Origin of the sequence: Foliimonas ilicis (genome assembly GCF_039939195.1) — a bacterium.
In the GTDB taxonomy this organism is placed as follows: Bacteria; Pseudomonadota; Alphaproteobacteria; order Rhizobiales; family Rhizobiaceae; genus Foliimonas; species Foliimonas ilicis.
The window spans coordinates 115,252-141,426 of record NZ_JBDUUH010000015.1 but is presented as its reverse complement, the minus strand read 5'-3'; the positions used below and the strand labels follow the sequence as shown (position 1 = coordinate 141,426).

Sequence of the window (26,175 nt, the reverse complement as noted above, 5' to 3'; positions counted from 1 at the left end):
GTCCTTGCGACCGGTCTTGCGCAAATCCTGGCTCTGGCAATTTGGACAGTCCATCCTTTTTCTCCCCACCAAATCACATGATAGGCAGCAGAAGAATCCAAAAACAGTCGGATGTAAACAATGCCCCTTGAGGGGGAGATGCCCGGCAGGGCAGAGGGGGGTGCCTCGTGACTGCATCAAAACAGGAAGGCTCTAATCGACCATGAACTCGATGAGATAAGGCACATCCCCCTCGCGCGCCCTCTTCAACGCTTCAACAAGCCCCGAAACCTCGGAAACACGCTCGGCCGCAATGCCGTAAGCCTTCGCAATCAATGTAAAGTCCGGTGGTTCCGGCGAAACGCCCACCGGCTCGATACCCACATCCAGCATCGAGGTTTCAATCTCGCGATAGCCGCGATTGTTCCACACCACGAAGATCACGGCAGCTTTCGCGTCGCGTGCCGCACCCAGCTCCGCAAGCGTGAACTGCAATCCGCCATCGCCGGTGAGGCAGACGACCGGCGCATCGGGCATGGCAAGGGCCGCACCGATTGCGGCGGGCGGGCCATAGCCCAGCGCACCGAATCCCGTTGCCGCGTTGAACCAACCCGCAGGCCGGTCGTGATCGTAATAGAGATTTCCCGCATAGATCGGCTGCGTCGAATCGCCAATGATGATCGCGCCGGGCAGCGTGTCGCGGATCGCTTCCAGAACCGGTAGTTGCTTTTGGAAGACCGGATCGAGATCGCCAAGCGCCGCTTCACGCGCGGCCTTGGCACGAGCCGCCCCGCTTTCGCCCCGCGTTCCTGCACCCGCAGGCAAAGCAAGCTTCAACGCATCGAGCGCGATGCTCGCCTCTGCCTCAATGGAAAGTGTGGCGCTGCGGCGCTTCAACTGCTCCTTGTCGATGTCGATACGGATGAGATTTTCCGGCATGGAAAACCCGCCATCGCCATACATGTCGTAGTCGGTAGGTCCGAATTCCGTACCCACCGCGATGACCAGATCCGCCTCGTCGATCAGCTTGCGCACGCCTTTCAGGCTCGGACTGGCAGGAACACACAGCGGATGCTTGTACAGCAATCCGCGCGCATTCGCCGTCAGCACGACCGGTGCATCCAGCCGCCCCGCGAATTTCTGCAACGCCGCTTCCGCACCTTTCGCACCACCACCTGCGAGTATCACCGGCTTTTGCGACTGGCCGATCAGCCGCTGCGCCACGACGATCTGTTCCGCATTCGGCTTTTTCGAAGGTGTATCGAGCGTCAGGCGTTCAAGCTTTCCGATCGGCTTTCCCAGCACATCCATCGGAATTTCGATATGCACCGGCCCTGCCCGGCCCATTGCAAACAGCGTGAACGCCCGCGCCAGAATTTCGGGCAACTCGTTGCCGTCTTCGATTCGATGCGAAAACAGCGCGACTTTTTCGATTAATCCGCGCTGATCGGGCAATTCATGCAGATAACCCAGCCCTTTTCCCAGAGTTTCGGTCTTGTTCACGCTCGAAATGACCAGCATCGGAATGGAATCGGCCCGCGCCTGGCCCATCGCGGTGATCGTGTTTGTCAGCCCCGGCCCGGTGATGACGAAGGCCACGCCCGGCTTGCCGCTGACGCGCGCGTAACCATCCGCCATGAAGCCAGCGCCCTGTTCGTGGCGCGGCGTTATGTGCCGGATCGTCGAGCTCGCAAGCCCGCGATAAAGTTCGAGCGTATGCACACCCGGAATACCGAACACGAACTGCACGCGATGCGCTTCGAGCAGCGAGATCAGAGCCTCGCCGACAGTCTGCTTGGAACCCTCCGTCATTGGCGCAATATCGGTCGCGTCAGGCAGGTCGGCCCGCCCTCACAGGCGATGCACAAGGCATCGGCCTCGAACACGGAAACCGTGCAGCCCGCAGCCTCCATCGCCGCCTTGGTCTTCGGAAAACCATCGACCGCTATCGCCTCGCGCGGCGCAGTCGGCAGCACATTGAGGCTCAAGCCGTGGCTGGCCGCAAACTCCTCCGCGTCGCCTTCGACCAGCGCAATGCCCCGCGCTTTCAGAAGCTGGTAAAAGGCGGCAGGCAGCAGCGGCGAATAGACCAGCGCCAGATCGTCGGCCAGCGGGCTGATCACCGACATCAGATGCAGGCAGGCTTCCTCGCCATGCCAGAGCGGCAGGTCGAAGCCGTACACCGCCACGCCTTTGGGCGCGAGAATATTGGCCATCTGCTGGATGCCGTCCTGATTGGTGCGCACGCCCCGCCCTATCGCCAGCGTCTTGGTATCGACCCACACGCAATCGCCGCCCTCGACCGTGCCTTCACCTTCGATCCGCCCGAGTATCGGCACGCCGAGCCGTTCATAGGCAGCCTCATGAAGCGAAGGCTCCGTGCGGCGCAGCTTCTTGCCCATCGAAAGAATGATCGCGCCGTAATCCGTCACCATCGAAGGGTCATGGGTGAAAACGGAATCGGCCAGCCCATCCTGCTCGTCCGTCAGCCACTCGATGTCAGCACCGGAAGCCTCGATGAGCTTCGTCAGCGCATCGTGCTGATTGGCGGCTTTGGCGGGATCGAAGCCCGGCCCGTAATGCCATTGGTTGGGATCAGCACCGGCCATCGCCGATCGTGCGGAGCGCATGAGAACGCGCTTGATCGGAGCCGCCATCGATTGAGCCCCGAATGCGATAGCCATTCTTTATCTCCCTAAATCCGGTCTGTGCAATTCTTAGCCGTTGCCTCGCACAAAGCGCAATGGGCCAAAAAACCGCTGTTGACGACGGCAAGTCATGGGGCCATGCTGACCAGATGCGCCGACCCATAAGCGGGAACGACTAAAAAAAGGCGGCGCAGGAAATTCAGTCGGCGATTTGTAATTGTATCTTCGCTGACGCAGGCAATGGGATGTGTAGCGACGATGTATTGTCGAAGAACCAGCGCGGCTGATGTCGTGCTTTCGCCGGAGAAACGCCACTGATGGCTTCCGGCGCAGTATCTGACGAGAGCGAAGCCGCTGCCTATGAGGCAGCCGAAGCGATCCACGTAGAAAACCTGCACAAGAAGTTCGGAGATTTGCACGTCCTCAAAGGCGTCTCGCTGTCGGCCCGCGATGGCGAGGTCATTGCCATAATCGGCGGCAGCGGTTCCGGCAAATCGACCCTACTGCGCTGCATCAACTGCCTCGAAAATCCGACAAGCGGCATCATCCGCGTAAACGGCGAGGAAATCCGCCTCAAGCATGACGGGTCGGGCAACACGATCCCCGCAGACCGCCGCCAGATCGAGCGCATACGTTCCAAACTCGGCATGGTGTTCCAGAGCTTCAACCTGTGGAGCCACATGACATTGCTCGAAAATGTCATCGAGGTTCCGGTGCATGTTCTGGGCGTCAGGCGCAGCGATGCGATTGCCGATGCCGAAAAGCTTCTGGCCCGCGTCGGCCTTGCTGAAAAGCGCGATGTCTATCCGGCCTTCATGTCCGGCGGCCAGCAGCAGCGCGGCGCAATCGCCCGCGCCCTCGCCATCCAGCCACGCGTCATGCTGTTCGACGAGCCGACCTCCGCGCTCGACCCCGAACTGGTCGGTGAAGTCCTGCGCGTCATCGCCGATCTGGCGTGCGAAGGCCGCACAATGGTTCTGGTCACGCATGAGATGAAATTCGCCCGCAAGGTCGCGACCCATGTCGTCTACCTCCACAACGGTCTGGTCGAGGAAGAAGGCCCGCCGGAGCAGATTTTCGGCGCGCCGAAATCGGAGCGTTTGAAGCAGTTTATCCGCAACGTCTCCTGACGGGTGCGCAAGGAGCAGGGTTCAACCAAGGGGAAATGGGAGCATTGAAATGAAAAACATTCTCAAAGCAGCAGCACTCGCACTATCGGTCGCGATCAGCGCCGGTGCCGCAAACGCGCAGGCCTTGAAGATCGGCATCGCCGCCGAACCATACCCGCCATTCGCCGCGCCCGACGCATCGGGCCAGTGGGTCGGCTGGGAAGTCGAGCTTGCGAAAGCCGTTTGCGAAGAAGCGAAGTTCGATTGCACCATCACGCCGGTTGCATGGGATGGCATCATTCCGGCGCTGACCACCAAGAAGATCGACGCGATCATGGCGTCCATGTCGATCACCGCCGAACGTGAGAAAACCATCGACTTCTCGGACAAATACTACAACACGCCGACCGGCATCATCGGCCCGAAGGAAGAGAAATTCGACGCCACGCCGGAAGCCCTCAGCGGCAAGATCATCGGCGTTCAGGTCTCCACCGTCCATGAAGCCTATGCCAAGAAACATTTCGGCGCGACGGCATCCGAGATCAAGATTTACCAGACGCAGGATGAAGCGAATGGCGACCTGGCCGCAGGCCGCATCGATGCCGTCCAGGCAGACAGCATCGCGCTCGACGACTTCCTAGCCACCGAGCAGGGCAAGGCCTGCTGCGAAATGAAAGGCACAGTGGCGCAGGATCTGGAAGTACTTGGACCGGGTGTCGGCGTCGGCCTGCGCAAGGGCGAAGACGATTTGAAGGAAAAATTCAACGCCGCGATCAAAGCTGTCCGCGAAAACGGAAAATATGACGAAATCGCCAAGAAATACTTCGACTTCGACATTTACGGTAGCTGACCCCGGCCATTCAGATGCGGCCAGATTTGGCCGCATCTGTCTCACCAGAGGCTAATCCCATCGACGCCCTGCTGCTTCCTTTGTCCCAACTCAGCGTTTTCGAGTTGCTGTCCCCGACGCCTCCGGGTTGGGGCGCGACGTTGCTTTACGGCCTTCTCAACTCCGTGCAGATCGCGCTTGGCGCATTCGGTCTGGGTCTTCTGATTGGCGTGGGCGGGGCATATGGCAAGCTCTATGGCGGCCCGATCATCCGCGATTTGCTCGAATGCTACACGACAATCGTGCGCGCCGTGCCCGAACTCGTGCTCATCCTGCTGCTCTATTATGCCGGAACGGACCTGATAAACCGGGCGCTCGAAGCCTTCGGCTATGCGCGCATAGACATCAGCGGGCTGGTCGCAGGCATCGCGGTTCTGGGCTTCGTTCAAGGCGCTTACGCCACCGAAGTCCTGCGCGGCGCGATCCTCGCCGTGCCGCAAGGCCAGATCGAGGCCGCGCGCGCCTATGGCATGCCGCCCGCCCTTCTGCTTCGCCGCATCACCCTGCCCGCAATGCTCCCATTCGCCATTCCGGGCCTCGCCAATCTCTGGCTCATCGCCACGAAAGATACGGCCCTTCTGGCCGTCGTCGGCTTCAACGAATTGACGCTGGCGACACGGCAGGCGGCAGGCTCGACCAAGGCATATTTCACCTTCTTCATGGCCGCTGGCGCGCTCTATCTGATGCTGACGCTGTTTTCCGGCGCGATCATCAAACGCATCGAGCGCTGGTCGCGGCGCGGCATGCCCTCCGTCATGGAGGGGCGCTGATCATGTCGTTTCGAAAGACATGGCTGAAACCGCATCGCATCGGCTTGATGCTGGTCGCCGCAGGGCTGTTTCTCGCCGCCGCCATCTTCATGCGCTGGGACTGGATCCCGCAATATTACGACCTCGCGCTGCAGGGCCTTTGGCGCACCATCTGGATTCTGGTCCTTACCTGCACGCTCGGTTTCATGCTCGCTTTGCCTCTCGGCCTTGCGCAGGCAGCCGGACCATTCTGGCTTGCGATCCCTGCCCGCACATTCTGCACGATCTTTCGCGGCACGCCGCTGCTCTTGCAACTCTGGCTTCTCTATTACGGCCTAGGCTCGCTTTTCCCGCAATATCCGTGGATCAGGGGTTCGGAACTCTGGCCATATCTGCGCCAGGCTTGGCCCTATGCCGTGCTGGCGCTTACCCTTTCTTTCGCCGCCTATGAGGGCGAAGTCATGCGCGGTGCCTTCGCTGGCGTCCCGCGCGGACAGTTGGAAGCGGCGCGCGCATTCGGCATGCGGCGCGGCAAGATTTTCCGGCGCATCTGGCTTCCTCAGGCGATCCAGCGCGCCCTGCCGACGCTTGCCGGCGAAACCGTGCTGCAATTGAAGGCGACGCCGCTGGTCGCGACGATCACCGTGGTCGACATCTACGCCGTTTCATCGCGCGTCAGGCAGGACACTTTCATTGTCTACGAGCCGCTGCTCCTGCTGGCGCTGATCTACCTGTGCATCACCGGCATCATTGTCTTCCTGTTCCGGCGTCTGGAAGCGCGCATTCCGGCACGATTGGGGTAAGTTTTTCCCGAAATCCCGCAACTTACGACAGTCATGCGACTGGAACTCCGCGCGCGTATAAAGAATTGTTGATTTGACGGTGAAGCTTTTTGCGTACGCTTACCGTCCGGCAAATTTTTGCATTCAGGAGAGAGCTTTGACCGACACACATATTGCACCGCGCCGACGACTTTTCATTCCCGCACTTGGCGGACTTTACAGCGGCCTTCATGAAGGTGCCGAAACGCTGCTGCGTGTAATCGCCGGCGCCGCACTTGTCGTCCATGGCGCCCCCAAGATCGTAAATCCGTTCGGCGCGGCTGGCATGGTCGAGGGCCTCGGCTTCTATCCGGGCACATTCTGGGCACCGCTTCTGGCCGCAACCGAATTCTTCGGCGGCATCCTGATCGCCCTCGGCTTCCTGACCCGCCCTGCCGCCTTCGCAGGCACGTTCGTCCTGCTGGTCACGGTGTGGTTCCACTGGATCACGCTGGGCGAAGGCTATTCCGGCGCGGAAAAGTCCATCCTCTGGGCTGCGATCCTGTTCTTCTTCTTCATTCGCGGGGCAAACCGCCATTCCGTCGATGCCCGCATCGGCAAGGAATTCTGATTAATCGATGCGCGCAGGCGTCAATCTGCGCGCATCCTTCATGCCTGCACCTTCTTGCCTTTGTAGCCAAACGGATTAAGAACACCCGGAGCCAAGCGTGAGGCAACACGGAGCCAGACATGACTGAAATCCTGCAGAATCCCAAACTCGTCACCGTTTTTGGCGGTTCGGGCTTTCTCGGCCGCCACGTGGTGCGCGCGCTCGCGCGCCGGGGATACCGCGTTCGTGTCGTTTGCCGCAGGCCCGACCTTGCCGGGCACCTTCAGCCGCTCGGTAATGTCGGGCAGATTCAGGCCATTCAGGCCAATCTGCGTGTGCGCTGGTCCGTCGATCGCGCAATCCGCGGGTCCGACCATGTCATCAATCTCGTCGGCCTGCTCTACGAAAGCGGCAAGCAGAAATTCACCTCGGTTCATGATTTCGGCGCACGCGCCATTGCCGAGGGCGCCCGTGCCGAGGGCGCGAAACTCACCCATGTTTCGGCAATCGGCGCAAACGCCGATTCCGAATCGGGCTATGCACGCACCAAGGCCGCAGGCGAGCGCGCCGTTCACGAAACCCTGCCGGACGCAGTTATTTTCCGCCCGTCCATCGTGTTCGGACCGGAAGACATGTTCTTCAACCGCTTCGCAAATCTGGCGCGCCTGTCGCCCTTCCTGCCGCTTCTCGGCGGCGGCGAAACCCGCTTCCAGCCGGTCTATGTCGGCGATGTCGCCGAAGCCATCGCGCGCTCGGTCGATGGCAAGGTCGAAGGCGGCAAGACCTACGAACTCGGCGGCCCGAAGGTTCTCACCTTCCGCGAATGCCTTCAGGAAATGCTCTCCGTCATCGGCCGCAAGCGCCTGCTGATTCCCGTTCCATGGTGGGTGGCAAAGCTGCAGGGCAAAATTCTTGGCCTCCTGCCGAAGCCTTTGCTGACCGAAGATCAGGTCATCCTGCTGCAGCGGGACAATGTCGTTTCGGAAGCAGCGCAGAAATCCGGCCGCACGCTCGAAGCACTCGGCATCCATCCGACCTCCACCGCCTCGATCCTGCCATCCTATCTCTGGACCTACCGCGTCGCCGGCCAGTTCGCCCGCAAAAACGAAGCCTGACCGGCTTGAGGCCGATTAGTCGGCAACGGCGTTTTAGCTTTTCATTTTTCAGATAAAAGCGCTGGCGGGACATCACCCCCCTCTGCCCTGCCGGGCATCTCCCCTCAAGTGGGGAGATTACCCCGTCATGACCGCCGTACCAATTGTTGACGTTCCAATGGAGGCGGAGAGGGTTGTGTCAGCCAATCTCCACCCTTGAGGGGGAGATGCCCGGCAGGGCAGAGGGGGGTGCCTCGCGCTTCCTTCAAAGAAACCGCTTCGCCTTCCCCGCTCACCCCTCAGCCAGCTTGGCGCGCAACCGTTCACCCCGCTCGGCGATCTCCGGCGTCATATTCTCGGCAAAATCCGCCGCCTCGAAAATCTGACGGATCTCGATCTCGCTTGGACCGGGCATCGGATTGGGGCAGCGCTTCACCCACTCGACCGCCTCGGCCATATCCTTGACCTGCCACAGCCAGAAACCCGCAACCAGTTCGCCCGTCGCAGAGAAAGGCCCGTCGATAATCGTACGGCCAGCCCCGTCAAAGGCAATCCGCTTGCCCTTCGACGATGGATGCAACCCCTCGCCTGCCAGCATGATACCGGCCTCGACCAATTGTTCATTATACTTGCCCATGGCTTCGAGCAGCTCGGTCGATGGCAACATGCCCGTTTCGCTGTCTTTCGTCGCCTTCACAAAAACTGCAACGCGCATCGTTTCTCTCCCTATGGATCGAGGCTGAAACAGCCTCTTCGATCATATGACGAACGACCCTTTGGGAAGCCGACAGCATGTGAATAAAAACCTTCAATTTCATGTTTTTTATTCACCCCCTTTTCCACACTCCTATCATTCCCCCACTGTCTGAGCGGGAAGCCGGTGCGCACCGGGTATCGGTTCAGACAGCGGTGACCTCCCACTTGCGACTGCGGTAGTCGTGAGTTCCGAGGGGTGAGACATGTCCGACCGAAGGTCGGCAAAAAGCCAACGATTTGGCTTTTTGAATGTCGAACGCCCGGAGCCATAGCGGAGGGCCGGGACAGGTCGGCGCGCCGAAGATGCGTTCATGACGGGAAGTGACAAACCCTGCTTATGAAACTTCTGAAAGCGTGCGGAGAAACCGCGATGTTTTCCTGCACTATGGAAATGCATAAACATTGTGCCCGACCAACCGGATAGCAAAGACCGGCGGGGTGCGGACGTCGCGCCAAATATATCACTTACTAGGAAGGCACGGCGATGCGCCCCGCTTCCCGGTTCTTTGACAATGGCCAGACCCGGAAAGCGGGCGTGGCAACGACAAAACTTACCCGAAAATAGTCAGCGCAATCAGTCCCAGCGCACCAACCACCAGACGCCACCAGCCGAACAGCGAGTAGCCATGGCGCGAAACATAATCCAGCAGATAGCGCACGACGAACACACCAGCGACAAAGGCCGCGATAAAGCCCGTCACGATAATCGGAACATCGGCGGCAGACAGGATGTCGCGGTTCTTGAAGAGATCGTATGCGAAGGCACCTGCCATTGTCGGCATTGCGAGGAAGAACGAGAACTCCGCGGCCGAGCGCTTATCCGCGCCAAGCAGCAGCGAACCGACGATGGTCGCGCCCGAACGCGACGTGCCGGGGATCATTGCGAGGCACTGGATGAAGCCGATCTTCAGGCACAGAGAGAGCGGGAAATCCATCGCGTCATTATATTTCGGGCGCAGCGGCAGCCGATCCACCACCAGCAGGATCACGCCGCCGATGATCAGCATGATGCAGATCAGATAAGGCGATTCGAACAGCACCGTCTTGATGAAATTATGCGCCATCGCGCCGATGATCGCAGCCGGAAGAAAGGCCAGCAGAATACCAAGCACGAAACGCTGCGTGCGTTTGTCGCTCGGAAAATTGGCTGCCATTTTCCACAGGCGGCTGAAATAAACCGTGAGGATAGCGAGGATAGCGCCAAGCTGGATCAGCACTTCGAAGGCCTTGCCCGTCGAGTGAAACCCCAGGAAATGCCCTGCCAGAAGGATATGTGCCGTGGAAGAAACTGGAATGAATTCGGTCAGGCCTTCGAGCAGGCCGAGAAAAAGCGCTGCAACTATCGACTGATTTTCCATACTTCACCATGTTCGGGGGGCAGAGGCTTGCTTGTCATGAAGCAGGAACCCTCTTATAGGTCGGGCGCATCACGCCTCGTTCGAAATTTGCGGCTCAGACTTACAGGCGCAGGCGAAAATTTTCCAGAGTGCTTTTTTTGACCATCGCAGGACCATGCTGACGCTATTCCAACACCCAATGTACGCATCATGCCGCTTCGTCCGCCTGGCCTTCGGCGAGTATGGCGAGGAACTTGCGCTAATTGAAGAGAAGCCATGGGCGCGCCGTAAGGAATTTCTGACGCTAAATGCCGCAGGCACCCTGCCCGTGCTTCTGGCCGAAGGCGACGTGCCGATCGTGGGCGCAACCGTCATTGCGGAATATCTCGACGAGACGCGCGGCGTTCTGAAGCGCGACAAGCGGCTTTTTGCAGAAGATCCGATGCAGCGCGCCGAAATCCGCCGCCTGATCGACTGGTATCTCGTGAAGACCGAAAGCGAAGTCACCCGGCATCTGGTGCGCGAACGCGTGCTGAAGCCGATGATGCCGAGCGAAATGGGCGGCGGCTCGCCCGATTCGGGTGCCATCCGCGCCGCGCGCTCCAACATCCGCCAGCATCTGAAATACACGAACTGGCTTGCAGGCACCCGCCATTGGCTGGCCGGTCCGCGCATCACCTATGCCGACCTTGCCGCCGCATCCGCCTTTTCGGTTCTCGATTATCTCGGCGAGATCGACTGGCGCGAGCACAATTCGGCGCGCGAATGGTACACACGCGTAAAATCTCGTCCCTCTTTCCGGCCGCTTCTGGCCGACAGGGTGCGCGGCATATCGCCCGTTTCCCATTATGCGGACCTCGACTTCTGAGAAACCCGGCCGGAGCGCCGGCCTCCGCAGCCTGATCGAGCGCGAAGCTCAGCGCGCCGGTTTCGAGGCTGTCGCCTTCACGACCCCCGATTCAATTCCGCTCGCCCCTGCCCGCTTGGCCGAATTCATCGGCGACGGATTTCATGGCTCGATGGACTGGCTCGCCGAAACGCAATTGCGGCGCGGCAATCCGAGCGTTCTCTGGTCGGAAGTAAAATCCATCGTCGTTCTGGCAATGAATTACGGGCCGGATGAAGACCCGCGAAAATTACAACAAAGGCCCGATCGCGGCGCGATTTCGGCTTATGCGCGAAACCGCGATTATCACGACGTCATGAAAGGCCGCCTCAAGGAGATCGCCGGCAAGATCGTCTCCCGCGCAGGCGGTGACGTGAAGGTTTTCGTCGATACGGCCCCGATCATGGAAAAGCCGCTGGCTGAAGCCGCCGGACTTGGCTGGCAGGGCAAGCACACCAATCTTGTAAGCCGCCAATATGGTTCATGGCTGTTTCTCGGCACGATTTTCACCACCGCTGAAATCGACCCGGACGACGCCGAGATCGATCATTGCGGCTCGTGCCGCGCCTGCCTCGATGCCTGCCCGACAGACGCCTTCCCTGCCCCCTACAGGCTCGATGCAAGGCGCTGCATCTCTTATCTCACCATCGAAAACAAAGGCCCGATCCCGCATGAATTCCGCGCCGCTATCGGCAACCGGATTTATGGCTGCGACGATTGCCTCGCCGCCTGCCCGTGGAACAAGTTTGCGCGCGAAGCCTCCGAGGCAAAGCTTTCCGCCCGCGAAGATTTGCGCGAGCCTTCATTGGCCGAGCTGATAAAGCTCGACGATGCCGCATTCCGCACCTTCTTTTCCGGCTCACCGGTCAAACGCATCGGCCGCGACCGCTTCATTCGTAACGTGCTGATCGCGGCGGGAAACTCCGGCGATCAGTCGCTTATCGCAACATGCCGGTCCTTGCTGGACGATGCATCGCCGCTGGTTCGCGGTGCGGCAGTGTGGGCGCTTTCGCGATTGCTCGACGCACAGGATTTCGAGAAACTGCGCATGCCTGCCGCAGAAGCCGACGAGAACGTGATCGCGGAATGGCAAAAAGCTGCCGAAATAACTGGAATTTATGCATGAGCGACAGAATACTGATTTTCGGCGCAGGCTATTCCGGCAAGGCTTTTGCCCGCGCCAATCCGGGCGGCGCAGTCATTTCCGGCACGACGCGCTCGCCTGAAAAATTCGCCGCACTCGAAGCGTCCGGCATTCTGCCGCTGTCATTCGACGGCGCAGATATTTCGCCCGATCTGGCCGGGGAACTTGAACGAACCACGCATCTCGTCATCTCCGCTGGCCCCGATGAGGCCGGTGATCCCGTATTGAATGCCACCGGCGACGTCATCCGAGGCATGAAAAATCTGCGCTGGATCGGCTACCTTTCAACTGTCGGCGTCTATGGCGATCATCAAGGTGGATGGGTGGACGAAACGGCTGAATGCCGCCCGATGTCGAAGCGCTCGATGCAGCGCGTCGCGGCGGAAAACGCATGGCTCGATCTTAGGAAGGAAATCGGCAAGCCCGTCGCTTTGCTGCGCTTGTCGGGCATTTATGGTCCGGGCCGCAACGCCTTCGTCAATCTGCACAATGGGACTGCGCGGCGTCTGATCAAGGAAGGCCAGGTCTTCAACCGCATCCATGTCGATGACATTGCCGGTGCGCTCTGGACTTTGCTGACAGCCGAACGCGGCGGCATCTTCAATGTCACCGACGATTTGCCCGCCCCGCCGCAGGATGTGGTGGCTTACGTTGCCGAACTGATGAAAATCGCACCGCCGCCCGAAATTTCTTTCGAAACTGCCCAACTTTCGCCCATGGCGCGCTCTTTCTATGGCGAGAACAAGAGGGTTTCGAACGCCGCCATCAAGGCCGAGGGCTACAGTTTCCGACATCCGAACTACCGCGCCGCACTCGAAAGCATGTGGCAGGACGGAAGCTGGCAGGGTCTTGGCGAGAGCGATGCGAGAACCCCGATCAAGGCGTAGATTTCGCTGAAAAAGCACTGCATTTTAGCGAAGCGATTCATGTTTCGGTAACCAACGCGGCCCAGAATCCGCGCAAAAGGTCTGGCTTTCATGAAAATTCCGATGACAAACCGACTGGGCAAGGCGCTGCGCCTCGCCGGTCTTGCGATCGCGGCGGTGGCCTTCATTAGCCTTGCCGCGCCGTCGGCCAATGCGCAGGAACTGGCGAAAGAACTGTTCGGACATCAGCGACTGCCAGCCGCGACCACGCCAAAATCCTACGGATTTTACTCGAAGGGCTGCTTTTCCGGCGGCGTTGCAATCGCAACCGACGGCCCGACATGGCAGGCCATGCGCCTTTCGCGCAATCGCCGCTGGGGCCATCCAACGATGATCGCGCTGGTCGAGAAATTGTCACGCGATGCGGTTCAGGATGGCTGGCCGGGCCTGCTTCTCGGCGATATTTCGCAGCCACGCGGCGGCCCGATGCTGACCGGCCACGCCTCGCACCAGATCGGGCTTGATGCCGACATCTGGCTGACGCCGATGCCCGACCGCAAACTTTCCGCGCAGCAGCGCGAGAATACGAGCGCCATTTCGATGATCAAGAAGGGCGGGCTGACTGTCGATGAGCGCATCTGGACACCGGCTCATGCGCGGTTGCTGAAGCGTGCCGCGAGCTACCCGGAAGTCGAGCGCATTCTCGTGCATCCGGGCATCAAGAAGAAGCTGTGCGACACGGTGACGGGCGACCGGAGATGGTTGCAAAAGGTGCGTCCGTTCTGGGGTCACGATTATCATTTCCACGTCCGCATCGGCTGCCAGCCGGGTTCGGTCGGCTGCAAGGCGCAGGCCGCAACGGCTCCGGGCGATGGCTGCGACGCCTCGCTCGCTTGGTGGTTTACCGAAGAGCCTTGGCGCCCCAACAAGAACCCCGATGCACCAAAGGCGCGCGACGTAATGACGATGGCGAGCCTGCCCAAGGAATGCCGCGCCGTGCTTTCGGCACCGGAGCCGGTTTCGGAAGCGGCGGTGACATATCCGACCAATGGCGGAACGGCGATTGCCGCGACAGGCACAAATCCGATTCTCATGGCAGATCCTTCGGCACTTCCAACGTCCGCCAATGCCTTTACGGCAACGCCGGACATCGGAATTCCACTGCCAAAGCCGCGACCTGCCCCGTAAAATACGCACCGCTTCCATAGCGCGCGTTGATTGGCTATAGGTTTCAACCGATTTAGCGGACGGCTTCTCGCCGTCCGCCTCGGTAGATTCGGATAGCGGCGAAAATGGCTTATCGACTGGCGCTGATCGCGCACGACCAGAAAAAGAACCAGATGGTCGCATTTGCGCAGGCGCATACCGACTTTCTCTCGGAATGCGAACTCGTCGCGACCGGCACGACCGGTCAGCGCATCATGGATGCCTGCCCGAAACTCCAGATAAGGCGGCTGAAAAGCGGCCCGCTCGGCGGCGATCAGCAGATCGGCGCGCTGATCGCGGAAGGCGTGATCGACCTCGTCATTTTCTTCGTTGATCCACTGACGCCCATGCCGCATGACGTCGACGTGAAGGCCCTGATGCGGCTTGCCATCGTCTATGATGTGCCGATCGCACTGAACGAGGCGACCGCCGAACTGGTGCTCTTTCGAAAAGAAAATAGCTGATACGCAGCGTACGGGGACGACACGAGCATGCCACAGCCAAGCGATGCCGATAAGGCACTGCCCTTTCCAATTCTGATTGGGGACATTGGCGGCACCAATGCGCGCTTTGCCATTGTTTCCGACGCCACGTCCGAGATCGGCCAGCCGGCAATCGTGCTCACCGCAAATTTCGCGACCATCGACGAGGCGATCCAGTCGGCCGTTCTCGACAAGACGGATATCCGCCCGCGCTCGGCGGTTCTGGCCGTTGCAGGCCCGGTCGAGGGCGACGCGATTGCGCTGACCAACTGCCCATGGGTCGTGCGGCCCCGCGACATGATCAGGACGCTTGGCCTGGAAGACATCGTCGTGCTCAATGATTTCGAGGCGCAGGCGCTTGCAGTAGCAGCACTTGGCCCCGAAAACATGGAAAAAATCGGCGGCGGTGAAGCCGAAGACGATGCCGCCCGCGTCGTGCTCGGTCCCGGCACCGGCCTCGGCGTCGCTGGCCTCATCCACGCATGCGGACGCTGGATTCCGGTTCCCGGCGAAGGCGGCCACATGGACATCGGCCCCCGAACCGAACGCGACAATGAAGTCTTTCCGCATATCGAAAAGATCGACGGGCGGATTTCCGGCGAGCAGATTCTGTGCGGACGGGGCCTCGTTCATCTCTATCGCGCGGTCGCAAAAGCAGACGGCAATACGCCAACTCTCACCACTCCTGCCGAAGTGACCGCTGCTGCGCTGGAAGGCACGGACGAGATTGCGAAAGAGACGCTTGCAACATTCGTCACCTGCCTTGGCCGCACCGCAGGCGACCTTGCATTGGTGTTCAAAAGCAAGGGCGGCGTCTACCTTACCGGCGGCATTGCGCAAAAAGTCGTCCCTGCCCTGAAAGCCGGAAATTTCCGCGAGGCTTTCGAAGACAAGGCGCCCCATTCGGCATTGATGCGCTCCATGCCGACCTACGTGATCACCCACCCGCAGGCCGCCCTTGCCGGACTGGCCGCCTATGCCCAGACGCCCGATCTCTTCGGCATAGAAACAACTGACCGCAGATGGCGCAGCATTTAGAAAATCCTTTTCTTGACTCCAACCTGCCCGCTTTCCATACATGAGAGATTAGTTCTCAGGGCGGGGTGAAACTCCCCACCGGCGGTAAGGGGATTTCCCCAAGCCCGCGAGCGCCTTCGAAGAAATTCGAAGGGTCAGCAGATCCGGTGTGATTCCGGAGCCGACGGTCATAGTCCGGATGGAAGAGAACGAAAGGAAGAAGGGCCATTAGGCTCGTCTTGCGATCGTCCGTCCTGATTCTGGTCTTTAAAACGGAAAGCAGGGCCTATGAATCAGATACGCAACCGAGACTTCGAAAACCGCCGCGTCGCCGTAATCCGCGCACGCTGGCACGCGGACATCGTCGACAAATGCGTCGATTCCTTCGCGGAAAACGTCAAATCCCTTTCGCAAGGCAAGATCGAAGTCGATATTTTCGACGTTCCCGGCGCGCTCGAAATTCCGCTTCAGGCAAAGCTGCTTGCGCAGACCGGCCGCTACGCTGCCGTTCTTGGTTGCGCCTTCGTGGTCGATGGCGGCATCTACCGCCACGATTTCGTGGCAAGCACGGTATTGGACGGCATCATGAATGTGCAGCTCGCGACCGATATTCCGGTGCTTTCTGCCGTTCTCACCCCTCATCATTTTCAGGAAAGCGACGCCCACAAGCAGTTTTTCAGCGACCATTTCGTCGTGAAAGGTCGTGAAGCGGCAAATGCCTGCGTGGAAATCCTCAAAGCACGCGATCTGGTTCTCGCTGGCTGATTTGGCCACAAACGAGACTTCGGGCGCGGCATGAAAGCAACAGGCCGCGCCCATTCGATGCAAAAGGCATAGGCAAAACGCCCTGTTGGGGCTATGAGGATCGCAATTGCGGTCCAGTCGGGCCGGTGAATTTATTTGCGCGGGCTGACCCGGTTTGAATCCCAAACAGAAAAAAACGAAAACGGTAGATCGCGGCGAAATCGTCGCTGTGATCCGGCGCATCATTGCCGAAAACGGCCGTGAGTATATCTGGTCCTACGCGATCGCTGGCGTTTGCCTGATTGCGATCGCCGCCACCACTGCCTTTACGGCATGGGTGATGCGCGATGTGATCGACGACATCTTCTATCGCCAGCGCCAGGACCTTATCGCGCTGATCTGCCTCTTGATCGTCGGCGCCTTCGTTCTTCGCGGCGTCGCCGGTTATATCCAGGCAGTGATTCTGGCAAAGGTCGGCAACAATCTCGTCGCGCGCTATCAGCAGCGTATTTTCGACCATCTGATGCGGCTTGGCGTCGGCTTCTTCAACGAGAAACGCTCTGGCCGTCTCGCCGCCCAGATCAACGAGAATGTCGGCGGTATTCGCGACCTTCTGAGCATGACACTGACGGCGATTGCCCGCGATGCGGTTTCGCTGGTCGCACTGCTCGGGGTCATGATCGTTCAGGACCCGATGCTGTCGCTGATCGCGCTGATGATCGGACCGCCGCTCATCTTCACGGTAAACTACCTCATGCGACGGCTGCGCCGCGTGGCGCGCCAGGCGGTCGAGGTGAATTCGCGCCTGATCGGCGCCATGCAGGAGGCAACGCAAGGCATCGCCGTGGTGAAGGCATTCACCATGGAAGACCAGCTTTCACACCGCATGACCAAACTCATTACGGAAGCCGAAGGCCGCTCCAACAAGATCGCCCGCGTTTCCGAGCGTCTGGGGCCGATTTCCGATACGCTGGCGGGCTTCGCGATTGCGGGCGTCATCGCTTACGCAGGTTACAGGGCCGTCACAGGCGATCAGCTACCCGGCGCGGTGTTCTCCTTCATCACGGCTTTGATGCTCGCCTACGACCCCGCAAGGCGGCTGGCGCGCGTGCAGGTCGGACTGGAGCGGGCGCTGGTCAATGCGCGCATGATCTATGAAATCCTCGACCTGGAACCGCAACAGGAAGACACGCCGGGCGCCAAGACGCTGACGATCGACAAGGGCGATGTCGTTTTCGACCGAGTGTCGTTCTCCTACCCGAACAGCCTGCCGGTTCTTCATGAGGTGAGCTTCGTTGCAAAGGCCGGCAAGACGACTGCCATCGTCGGTGCTTCGGGTGCCGGCAAATCCACGCTGACGGCGCTGCTGCAGCGTTTCTACGACATCGAAGGCGGCAAGATCGAAATCGATGGGCAGGACATCGCCAAGGTGACGAAGCACTCGCTTCGCCAGTCCATCGCCTTCGTTTCGCAGCAGCCATATCTTTTCGAAGGCACGATACGCGACAACATACGCTATGGCCGCGCCGACGCGACCGATGCGGAGATCGAGCAGGCAGCCGACCAGGCAGCGGCCGATATTTTCATTCGCCAGCAATTCCAGGGCTATGACACGCCAGTCGGCGAAAACGGCGCGACGCTTTCCGGCGGCCAGAGGCAGCGCATTTCCATCGCGCGCGCCATCGTGCGTCAGGCCCCGATCCTGCTGCTCGACGAAGCGACGTCTGCTCTCGACAATGAATCGGAAGCGCGCGTTCAGGAAGCGCTCGACACGGTGATGAAGGGCAAGACGACCATCGTCATCGCGCACCGTCTCTCGACGGTCGTGAATGCAGACCGCATCATCGTTCTGGAAGAAGGTCGGCTTGTCGAGGAAGGCACGCATAAATCGCTTATGGCTATCCCGAACGGCGTATATGCACGTTTCCAGAAGGTGCAGGGCGGCAAGGGCCTTGGCCTCGTAGACGACACAAAGCCGAAGCGCAGACGCAAGGCTGCCATCGCCGGGGGCGCGCAATGACCGATATGAACCTCGTCGTGGTGGGCGCTGCGGGCCGCATGGGTCAGGAACTGATCCGCACCATTCATGCCACGCCGGGCGCCAAACTTTCCGGTGCCATCGAGCGGCAGGGTTCGCCCCATATCGGCAAGGATGCAGGCGCGCTTGCCGGGCTTGAGGCAAATGGCGTCATCATCACGGATGAGACGCTGCCGGTCTTTGCCAAGGCCGATGGCGTTCTGGATTTCACCTCGCCCGCATCGACGGTCGAATTCGCAGGCTATGCCGCGCAGGCGCGCATCGTTCATGTGATCGGCACGACCGGCATCGGCGCGGAAGACGAAGCGAAGATCGTCGCCGCCGCGCGCCACGCGACGATCGTGAAATCGGGCAATATGAGCCTTGGCGTAAATCTTCTGGCCGTGCTGGTCGAACAGGCTGCAAAAGCGCTCGGACCGGAAGATTTCGACATCGAAATTCTCGAAATGCACCACAAGCACAAGGTCGACGCGCCATCCGGCACCGCACTTCTGCTCGGTCAGGCAGCGGCAGCGGGCCGTGAAATCGGCCTGGAGGACCATTCCGTGCGGGTGCGTGACGGCCATACCGGCGCACGCGAGGACGGCACGATCGGCTTTGCAACGCTGCGTGGCGGTTCGGTCATCGGCGACCATTCGGTTATTCTCGCCGGACAGGGCGAACGCATCACGCTTTCGCACAATGCAGACGATCGCGGAATATTCGCCCGCGGCGCAGTGAAGGCCGCGCTCTGGGCGTGCGAGCGCAAGGCGGGGCTTTATTCGATGCGCGACGTGCTCGGTCTTTCAAGCTAATCCATTTTTCGAAGGAGAATTTCATGTCCGGAACCCTCGTCCTCGTCCGTCATGGCCAGAGCGATTGGAACCTCAAGAACCTGTTCACCGGCTGGCGCGATGTGGACCTGACCGAGCAGGGTCATGCGGAAGCTAAGGCAGCAGGCGAAAAGCTGAAGGCACGCGGACTGAAATTCGACATCGCATTTACTTCCGTGCTCCAGCGCGCGCAGAAAACCTGCCAGCACATTCTGGATGCGGTCGGCCAGAGCGATCTCGAAACGATCCGCAACGTTGCGCTGAACGAGCGCGACTATGGCGATCTCTCCGGCCTCAACAAGGACGATGCCCGCGCCAAATGGGGTGAGGATCAGGTGCATATCTGGCGCCGCTCCTACGACGTGCCGCCTCCCGGCGGCGAAAGCCTGAAGGACACCGGCGCGCGCGTCTGGCCCTACTACCTCCATGACATGCAAAAACACGTGCTGCGCGGCGAGACGGTTCTGGTTGCCGCACACGGCAATTCGCTGCGCGCCCTGATTATGGCGCTAGACGGCGCGAGCGGCGAGGAAATCGTCAATCTCGAACTCGGAACCGGCGTGCCTATCATCTACAAACTGGCTGCGGATTCGACCGTCGCCTCAAAGGAAGTGCTCGCCTGAATTTATATGCCGGCAATCGGTTCAAACATGGAAAAAGCGCGTTGACAGCGGCGCCTTGCCCGCTTACATCACCCCGCAAGCCCAGATGGCGGAATTGGTAGACGCACCAGCTTCAGGTGCTGGCGCTCGCAAGGGCGTGGAGGTTCGAGTCCTCTTCTGGGCACCAAATTCCCAAACAAAAAGCCCCGCAAATGCGGGGCTTTTTGTTTTTGTGGCCGAGGCGCCCGGCTCTCGGAAGAACCGGGCACATTTAAATTTTAGAGCGCTTCCTGTTGTGATGGAATCGCGAGGCGCGCCCCTCTGTCCTGCCGGACATCTCCCCCACGGGTGGGGAGATTGGCTGACACACTCTCCGCGCTCATTCTGCAACGTCAGCGATTGGTGCCGTGCTTAAATGACAGAGTAATCTCCCCACTTGTGGGGGAGATGTCCGGCAGGACAGAGGGGGGCGCTGTCCCGCCAGCGGTTCTATCTAAAAGACTCTAGAGGCCCGCCTGTGACACGAACTTCGTGTTTAGGTAGGCTTCGATCGCTTCCGAGCCGCCTTCCGAACCATAGCCCGAATCCTTGATGCCTCCGAATGGCACTTCCGGCACCGCCAGACCATTGTGGTTGATAGTGACCATGCCGCTTTCGATCTGCGCGCCAAGCTGCGTCGCGGTTTTGTTCGAGCTCGTATAGGCGTAGGCCGCGAGGCCGTATGGCAGGCGGTTGGCTTCGGTGATGACCTCGTCCAGATCGCTGAATGGCGAGATGAGCGCCAGCGGGCCGAAGGGCTCCTCGTTCATGACGCGGGCTTCGAGCGGCACGCCGGTCATGACGGTCGGCTCGAAGAAATAGCCCTTGTTGCCGATGCGGCGGCCGCCGGTTTGCGTCTTCGCGCCACGCGTGGTCGCATCCGCGATCAGCTCTTCCATGGCCGCCAAGCGACGATCGTTGGCGAGCGGCCCCATCGTGCTTCCAGCGGAAAGACCGTCGCCGACCGTGATCTTGTTGGCGGAGGCGACGAACTTCTCAACGAAGCTGTCATACACCTTCGTCTGGACCAGGAAGCGGGTCGGTGCGACGCAGACCTGGCCCGCATTGCGGAATTTCGAGGCCGAAAGCACCTTGGTCGCAGCATCGATGTCGGCATCGTCGAAGACGATTGCCGGTGCGTGGCCACCAAGTTCCATGGTGACGCGCTTCATGTGAAGGCCTGCCAGACCTGCAAGCTTTTTGCCGACAGGCGTCGAGCCGGTGAACGAGATCTTGCGAATGAAAGGATGCGGGATCAGATATTCGGAAATCTCGCTCGGCGTGCCGTAGACGAGATTGATGACGCCCGCGGGAACGCCGGCATCCGCATATGCGCGGATCAATTCAGCGGGTGCTGCCGGAGTTTCTTCCGGGGCCTTCACGATGATCGAACACCCGGCGGCAAGTGCAGCGGAAAGCTTGCGCACGACCTGGTTGATCGGGAAATTCCATGGCGAGAATGCCGCGACGGGGCCGACTGGCTCCTTGACGGCAAGCTGGTAGACGTTTTCGGCACGGGCTGGAATGACGCGGCCATAGGCGCGGCGTGCTTCTTCGGCAAACCATTCGATCGTGTCTGCGGCGGCGAGTATTTCGCCCTTGGCTTCAGCCAGCGGCTTGCCCTGCTCAAGCGTCATCAGCGGAGCGATTTCATCGACGCGCGAGCGCAGATTTTCGGCGGCCTTGCGCATGATCTTGCTGCGCTCATAGGCAGATATTTTGCGCCATACGGCAAAGCCCTTCCAGACGGCATTCAAAGCCTGATCGAGGTCTTCGGTATTGGCATGCGCGACGGTGCCGATCTGCTCTTCCGTCGCCGGGTTGAGAACCGGAATAACACGGCCCGTAACGCTCGGGCGCCATTCGCCATCAATGAAAAAAACGGTGTCCTTGTACATAAATCAACCTTCGGATGTTGGGATTTGGTAATCGAAAGACGGGTAGCACCTATATGTGTCTTGTGGACCATGCCACAAGGTCCCATGCTGTTGACCGGGCTTTTACGGCCTCGCTTTCTGGAGGAAAAACATGAGTTCAGCGCCGATCGGCAGATTTCCAATTCCCGAGATTTCAAGCCTTCCCGCCGACATTGCCGAGCGGATTTTGAAGGTTCAGGAAAAGTCCGGTTTCGTTCCGAATGTCTTTCTGGTTCTGGCGCACCGACCTGACGAATTCCGGGCTTTCTTTGCCTATCACGACGCGCTGATGGACAAGCCCGGCGGGCTGACCAAGGCCGAACGCGAGATGATCGTGGTCGCAACGAGCGGTGCCAATCAATGCCAATATTGCGTGGTTGCGCATGGTGCGATCCTGCGTATCCGCGCCAAGAATCCGCAGATCGCCGATCAGGTCGCGATAAATTACCGCAAGGCCGACATCACGCCGAAACAGAAGGCGATGCTCGATTTCGCGATGGCCGTTTCGCAGAAAGCGCATGAGGTCGGCGATGCCGATATAAAGGCTCTGGAAGCGCACGGCTTCTCGCAGGACGACGTCTGGGATATCGCGGCGATTTCTTCGTTCTTCGCAATGTCGAACCGGCTGGCCAACGTCACCTCTATGCGCCCGAACGACGAGTTCTATATGCTCGGCCGCGACATTGCCGGTTGAGTACAAACAAAACCAAGCCTGGAGAAAAGCATGACCGATTCGTTTGAAGCATTGATGATCGAGGATTTGGACGGCAAGCCGAAAGCTGCAATCAAATCGCTGACGCTGGCCGATCTGCCCGACCATGACGTGCTGGTCGAAGTCGCTTTCTCCACGCTGAACTACAAGGACGGGCTGGCGGTTTCGGGCAAGGCGCGCATCGCGCGCAAGCCGCCGCTGGTGGCCGGTATCGATCTTTCCGGCACTGTGGTCGAATCCCGCTCGCCAAAATGGAAGGCCGGAGACAAGGTCGTCGTCAATGGCTGGGGCCTGTCGGAAACCGAATGGGGCGGCTATTCGCGGTTCCAGCGCGTGAAGGCGGAGTGGTTGACTGCCCTGCCCTCGAAATTCTCGCTGGAACAGGCGATGGCTATCGGCACAGCCGGCTATACGGCGGCACTGTGCGTGAACGCGCTTGAAGCGTGGGGTTCCATCGCCAAGGACGGCAAGGAAGTGCTGGTGACGGGCGCTGCGGGCGGCGTCGGCTCAGTCGCGATTTCGCTGCTCTCCAGACGCGGATACGCTGTGACGGCCTCGACCGGTCGCGCCGAGACACATGAATACCTGAAATCGCTCGGCGCAACGAGTTTCATTGAACGCGCGGCATTGGCCGAAAAAGGCGCACCGTTGCAGAAGGAACGCTGGGCGGGTGCTGTCGATACGGTCGGCTCCACGACGCTCGTCAATGTGCTTTCGCAGACCGTCTATGGCGGTGGTGTCGCGGCCTGCGGACTTGCAGGCGGCGCCGACCTTCCGGCGACCGTCATGCCGCATATTTTGCGATCGGTCGCTCTGCTGGGCGTCGATTCCGTGATGGCGCCGCATTCCAAACGCGACGCCGCATGGGCCTTGCTTGCAGAAAGCCTCGATCTCGATGCGCTGGCCAGCATGACAACGGTCGAGCCGATGTCACGCCTGCCTGAACTCGCGGATGAAATCCTTGCCGGAAAAATCCGTGGCCGCGTGGTCGTGAAGGTCGGGTAGAGCCCTTCATTTTTTGATGGATCGCGAGGCACCCCCCTCTGTCCTGCCGGACATCTCCCCCTCAAGGGTGGAGATTACCTTGTAATTAAAGCGCAGTACCAATTGCTGACGTTGTAGAATGAAGGCGGACAGTCGCGCCAGCCAATCTCCACCCTTGAGGGGGAGATGCCCGGCAGGGCAGAGGGGGGTGTTGTCCCGCCAGCATTTCTATCTAAAGATGAAGCGCTCTAGCTCTCGATCCATTTATCGTAATCGGCAACGAGGAGGCGCTGCGGCGCCTCGTCTTCCTCGATGTCAGAGAAACGGCCGATCGGTTCGGCGAAGTAATTGTCCGTCAGGTCATCATTGACGGTCGAGACTTCGCCGATCAGCACATCCTTGCCCTCGCCCCAGAATGCATGCCAGACGCCCGGCAGAAGCGTGACGCTCTCGCCCGGATCGAGACTGAGCAGGCCGCCCGGCTTGAGCTTGCGAATGACACCGTCCGTCGGCACGACCACTTCGGCCTCCCGGTCCACATTGCCCTCGGCATCCGACATGAACAATTCGAGCACCAGCTTGCCGCCGCCGCGATTGATGATGTCTTCCGCCTTCACCGCATGGCGGTGCATCGGCGTTAGCTGGTCCCGGCGCGAAATCATGATCTTTTCGGCATAGAGCATGCCCGTACCGCGCTTCAGATCCTCCGGGCGCCCGTTGCGGACGGTGAACAGGAACAGGCCGTTCTTGTCATATTTGCCCTGTCCAAAGTCGGTAATGTCCCAGCCGAGACGCGACTTGACGATGCCGTCCGGCTTTTTCGTCTTGAGTTCGTCCGGCGTCCAATAGGCGAAGGGTGGCATGACATAACCGAAGGAGCGAATGAACGCGTCCCCCTCGCGAATGATTTCGTTTACCCGCGAACGTTTCATGTTTTTCTCTCCTGCGATTTGCCGGGCAGAATACAGCGCCAATGCGGCATTCTTTCAAGGGCGGGGAATCAAGTTTTCCCGTCGTGGGATTCGCGTGATTCCTGAAAGTGAGTCTTTCATGTCACGCTCTGTATCATTTTGTGAATTAGGGGTTTGAACTGCGATTCGTGGTCGGTTAGATTGAAAACGAATCAGCTGACCCGTGGGGGGCGCAGTTGATCTGAGGGGCTCTAACACGCTGTTTTTATTGCAGCGTTTCGGGCACGGATGGCAGGCGTGCCCCACACGAACCAGCCGATGCGTGTTATCGCGTCTGAACAGGCGTTCTTCGTTTTTGTGTTGCGTTTTTCATGTTCGGTTTCTGGTCAACAGTTTCCGGCACACATTTGGATTCTAACTTTTTTCGGGCGATGATTGGTCTTGCCGCAAAACACGAAGAACGGAATTTCTCAGCGCAGCTCACCTCGCGCGGGGATTTGACCAGCTTCTTCATGCAGTTGGCCGAAAGGATCGGCGCAGACAGCTATATGCTCGTCGCGATGGTTCACGATCAGGACAAGACCGACGCCCGTATCATCGCATCCAACTGGGTCTATGACGCAATCGAGCTCGCAGGCCGCGACCTCATAACCATTCTCGCGCAGAGCCAGTTCGCATTCGCGCCGGGCACCATTGCGCAATCGCTGCACACCGCCCGCGCACCGGAATTTCTGGACGGGCAGAAAGCGAAGCTCCTCGACATTATGGGCCACAGCGAAATCTACTCGCTTCGGCTCAATGTCGGCCGCCAGCCCCTCTACGTCCTGTTCTCGGCGGATGAGGAAGGCGCGATAGAGACTGCCCTTCTGGCCATGGTGCAGCTTCAATGCTGCTACGCGCTTTCGCAGATATCGGGAATGCTGACGGCAGCAGCCCTCGAAGACCCGCTTTCGGATCGCGAGCGCGAATGCCTCTTCTGGGTTTCCGAAGGCAAGACCACTGACGATGTCTCGGTCATCCTCGGTGTCTCGGCAAACACGGTCAACGCCTACATCACCAGCGTTATCCGCAAGCTTTCCGCCACCAATCGCGCAATGGCGATCGCGACCGCAATAAGGAACGGCATAATTTGAACCTCGCCCTTGCAGAGGACCCGATTTCGCAGGCGCTGACGGAACCGTTCGGCGATTTTTCTGCGTCGGGCATCTCGACGATGGCGGAGGCCGTTACGCGGTGCCGCTGGATCGCTGCCGGTATCGGCGCCAGTGATTTCGGCCTGTTTTTCGCGGCGAGCAAAACCGAGCGCGCAAAGCTCATACCCTGCTTCGACAATGACCATCCGGGGATTTCCTCGATCAGCAAGGGCATCTCGGAAAAGCACGGCGAAATACTCGCCAAACACGCTGCAAACTCGACCATTCCATGCCGCTGGACCGAGGCGAATACCGGCTCGTCAGGAAGTCTCGAAGCGCTCGAATGGGTGCGCTGCATCGAACCGTTCACTGACATCGCTTCGGGCATCGCATTCCCGGTCTATGCGCAGAATGGTCAGTATGGCGTCGTGATTTTCTCCGGGCGCAATATCGAACTGCAGCAACAGGCGCTTTACGAGATTCATGGGCGGTGCTTTTCGCTATTTTCGGCGATCATCCAGATCCGTGCATCGAATGAGCAGAAACTTCCGGCCATCTCGAAGCGTGAGATCGAATGCCTGCGGCTGACTGCCAACGGGCATACCAGCGAGGCGATTGCAGCGCTGCTGAAGCTTTCGGTTCACACCGCCAATCAGTACATGACCAGCGCGGCGCAGAAGCTGAATGCGGTGAACCGCATGCAGGCCGTCGCCAAAGCGCTCCGGCTCGGCCTCATCCAATAAGATAAAAG

At 59.7% G+C, this 26,175-nt stretch carries 26 protein-coding genes, 1 tRNA gene and 1 riboswitch; of the genes, 21 read left to right on the top strand and 6 right to left on the bottom strand.

Translation table 11 applies throughout. The features are described from left to right. Positions 1-192: 192 nt before the first annotated feature. Together ABFT80_RS25350 and ABFT80_RS25345 are read right to left on the bottom strand one after the other, a co-directional pair. Entirely contained in the window at positions 193-1,791 is a 1,599-nt protein-coding gene (locus ABFT80_RS25350; protein WP_347974734.1) for a 5-guanidino-2-oxopentanoate decarboxylase, read from the bottom strand. Next, a complete protein-coding gene (locus ABFT80_RS25345) occupies positions 1,788-2,636 on the bottom strand; it encodes a dimethylarginine dimethylaminohydrolase family protein (protein WP_455190009.1) in 849 nt (282 codons plus the stop codon). The genes ABFT80_RS25350 and ABFT80_RS25345 overlap by 4 nt, the downstream gene beginning before the upstream one ends. A 308-nt stretch (positions 2,637-2,944) precedes the next feature. Between ABFT80_RS25345 and ABFT80_RS25340 the strand changes: the two genes are divergently transcribed. The 6 genes from ABFT80_RS25340 (at position 2,945) to ABFT80_RS25315 (ending at position 7,860) form a co-directional block, all read left to right on the top strand. Next, positions 2,945-3,757 carry an ABC transporter ATP-binding protein gene (locus tag ABFT80_RS25340; RefSeq protein WP_347974732.1) on the top strand — a complete coding sequence of 271 codons (813 nt, stop codon included), beginning with the start codon at positions 2,945-2,947 and terminating at the stop codon, positions 3,755-3,757. A 49-nt stretch (positions 3,758-3,806) separates the two neighbouring features. Beyond that, entirely contained in the window at positions 3,807-4,586 is a 780-nt protein-coding gene (locus tag ABFT80_RS25335; protein ID WP_347974731.1) for a transporter substrate-binding domain-containing protein, read from the top strand. A gap of 14 nt (positions 4,587-4,600) precedes the next feature. Then, on the top strand, positions 4,601-5,395 hold the full coding sequence (locus tag ABFT80_RS25330) for an ABC transporter permease (RefSeq protein ID WP_347974730.1): 795 nt from the start codon (positions 4,601-4,603) through the stop codon (positions 5,393-5,395). Between the two features lie 2 nt (positions 5,396-5,397). Then, entirely contained in the window at positions 5,398-6,177 is a 780-nt protein-coding gene (locus tag ABFT80_RS25325) for an ABC transporter permease (protein WP_347974729.1), read from the top strand. A 136-nt stretch (positions 6,178-6,313) separates the two neighbouring features. Beyond that, a complete protein-coding gene (locus ABFT80_RS25320; RefSeq protein ID WP_347974728.1) occupies positions 6,314-6,766 on the top strand; it encodes a DoxX family protein in 453 nt (150 codons plus the stop codon). A gap of 119 nt (positions 6,767-6,885) precedes the next feature. Further along, the gene (locus tag ABFT80_RS25315) at positions 6,886-7,860 is read left to right on the top strand and encodes a complex I NDUFA9 subunit family protein (protein ID WP_347974727.1); all 975 of its coding nucleotides are present in this window, start codon (positions 6,886-6,888) and stop codon (positions 7,858-7,860) included. A gap of 271 nt (positions 7,861-8,131) precedes the next feature. On the opposite strand, the gene ABFT80_RS25310 is transcribed toward ABFT80_RS25315, so the two are convergent. Both ABFT80_RS25310 and ABFT80_RS25305 read right to left on the bottom strand, forming a co-directional pair. After that, positions 8,132-8,554: a YciI family protein gene (locus tag ABFT80_RS25310; protein WP_347974726.1), complete on the bottom strand. Its 423-nt coding sequence runs from the start codon at positions 8,552-8,554 to the stop codon at positions 8,132-8,134. Between the two features lie 592 nt (positions 8,555-9,146). Continuing rightward, positions 9,147-9,953, bottom strand: a complete 807-nt coding sequence (locus ABFT80_RS25305) for an undecaprenyl-diphosphate phosphatase (RefSeq protein ID WP_347974725.1) — start codon at positions 9,951-9,953, stop codon at positions 9,147-9,149. A gap of 154 nt (positions 9,954-10,107) precedes the next feature. On the opposite strand from ABFT80_RS25305, the gene ABFT80_RS25300 reads away from it, so the two are divergent. The 11 genes from ABFT80_RS25300 (at position 10,108) to ABFT80_RS25250 (ending at position 19,916) form a co-directional block, all read left to right on the top strand. Then, on the top strand, positions 10,108-10,800 hold the full coding sequence (locus ABFT80_RS25300) for a glutathione S-transferase family protein (protein ID WP_347974724.1): 693 nt from the start codon (positions 10,108-10,110) through the stop codon (positions 10,798-10,800). Then, positions 10,781-11,944 (top strand): tRNA epoxyqueuosine(34) reductase QueG, encoded by a 1,164-nt coding sequence (queG, locus tag ABFT80_RS25295; RefSeq protein WP_347974723.1) that lies wholly within the window; start codon positions 10,781-10,783, stop codon positions 11,942-11,944. Before ABFT80_RS25300 ends, queG begins: the two co-directional genes overlap by 20 nt. Then, positions 11,941-12,849 (top strand): SDR family oxidoreductase, encoded by a 909-nt coding sequence (locus tag ABFT80_RS25290; RefSeq protein WP_347974722.1) that lies wholly within the window; start codon positions 11,941-11,943, stop codon positions 12,847-12,849. Before queG ends, ABFT80_RS25290 begins: the two co-directional genes overlap by 4 nt. 102 nt (positions 12,850-12,951) lie before the next feature. Beyond that, positions 12,952-14,016, top strand: a complete 1,065-nt coding sequence (gene mepA / locus ABFT80_RS25285) for a penicillin-insensitive murein endopeptidase (RefSeq protein WP_347974721.1) — start codon at positions 12,952-12,954, stop codon at positions 14,014-14,016. A 104-nt stretch (positions 14,017-14,120) separates the two neighbouring features. After that, entirely contained in the window at positions 14,121-14,498 is a 378-nt protein-coding gene (locus ABFT80_RS25280) for a methylglyoxal synthase (protein WP_347974720.1), read from the top strand. 27 nt (positions 14,499-14,525) lie between these two features. Continuing rightward, positions 14,526-15,554, top strand: coding sequence for a glucokinase (locus ABFT80_RS25275; protein ID WP_347974719.1), 1,029 nt, complete (start codon positions 14,526-14,528; stop codon positions 15,552-15,554). A gap of 47 nt (positions 15,555-15,601) precedes the next feature. After that, a riboswitch (FMN riboswitch) is annotated at positions 15,602-15,748 on the top strand. 73 nt (positions 15,749-15,821) lie between these two features. Next, positions 15,822-16,298, top strand: coding sequence for a 6,7-dimethyl-8-ribityllumazine synthase (locus tag ABFT80_RS25270; protein ID WP_347974718.1), 477 nt, complete (start codon positions 15,822-15,824; stop codon positions 16,296-16,298). A gap of 154 nt (positions 16,299-16,452) precedes the next feature. Then, a complete protein-coding gene (locus ABFT80_RS25265; protein ID WP_347974717.1) occupies positions 16,453-18,297 on the top strand; it encodes an ABC transporter ATP-binding protein in 1,845 nt (614 codons plus the stop codon). Then, positions 18,294-19,109, top strand: a complete 816-nt coding sequence (dapB, locus tag ABFT80_RS25260) for a 4-hydroxy-tetrahydrodipicolinate reductase (protein WP_347974716.1) — start codon at positions 18,294-18,296, stop codon at positions 19,107-19,109. The genes ABFT80_RS25265 and dapB overlap by 4 nt, the downstream gene beginning before the upstream one ends. Before the next feature lie 23 nt (positions 19,110-19,132). Then, on the top strand, positions 19,133-19,750 hold the full coding sequence (locus tag ABFT80_RS25255) for a 2,3-bisphosphoglycerate-dependent phosphoglycerate mutase (RefSeq protein WP_347974715.1): 618 nt from the start codon (positions 19,133-19,135) through the stop codon (positions 19,748-19,750). A 79-nt stretch (positions 19,751-19,829) separates the two neighbouring features. After that, positions 19,830-19,916 (top strand) — tRNA-Leu (locus tag ABFT80_RS25250). 316 nt (positions 19,917-20,232) lie between these two features. On the opposite strand, the gene ABFT80_RS25245 is transcribed toward ABFT80_RS25250, so the two are convergent. Continuing rightward, positions 20,233-21,666 (bottom strand): NAD-dependent succinate-semialdehyde dehydrogenase, encoded by a 1,434-nt coding sequence (locus ABFT80_RS25245; RefSeq protein WP_347974714.1) that lies wholly within the window; start codon positions 21,664-21,666, stop codon positions 20,233-20,235. Between the two features lie 130 nt (positions 21,667-21,796). Between ABFT80_RS25245 and ABFT80_RS25240 the strand changes: the two genes are divergently transcribed. Then, positions 21,797-22,378, top strand: coding sequence for a peroxidase-related enzyme (locus ABFT80_RS25240; RefSeq protein WP_347974713.1), 582 nt, complete (start codon positions 21,797-21,799; stop codon positions 22,376-22,378). 30 nt (positions 22,379-22,408) lie between these two features. Continuing rightward, entirely contained in the window at positions 22,409-23,401 is a 993-nt protein-coding gene (locus ABFT80_RS25235) for an MDR family oxidoreductase (protein WP_347974712.1), read from the top strand. Positions 23,402-23,628: 227 nt separating this feature from the next. Here the strand turns inward: ABFT80_RS25235 and ABFT80_RS25230 are convergent, their stop codons facing one another. Next, a complete protein-coding gene (locus ABFT80_RS25230; RefSeq protein WP_347974711.1) occupies positions 23,629-24,312 on the bottom strand; it encodes a D-lyxose/D-mannose family sugar isomerase in 684 nt (227 codons plus the stop codon). A gap of 386 nt (positions 24,313-24,698) precedes the next feature. On the opposite strand from ABFT80_RS25230, the gene ABFT80_RS25225 reads away from it, so the two are divergent. After that, a complete protein-coding gene (locus ABFT80_RS25225) occupies positions 24,699-25,424 on the top strand; it encodes a helix-turn-helix transcriptional regulator (protein ID WP_347974710.1) in 726 nt (241 codons plus the stop codon). Next, positions 25,421-26,167, top strand: coding sequence for a helix-turn-helix transcriptional regulator (locus tag ABFT80_RS25220; RefSeq protein ID WP_347974709.1), 747 nt, complete (start codon positions 25,421-25,423; stop codon positions 26,165-26,167). The genes ABFT80_RS25225 and ABFT80_RS25220 overlap by 4 nt, the downstream gene beginning before the upstream one ends. Positions 26,168-26,175 lie beyond the last annotated feature (8 nt).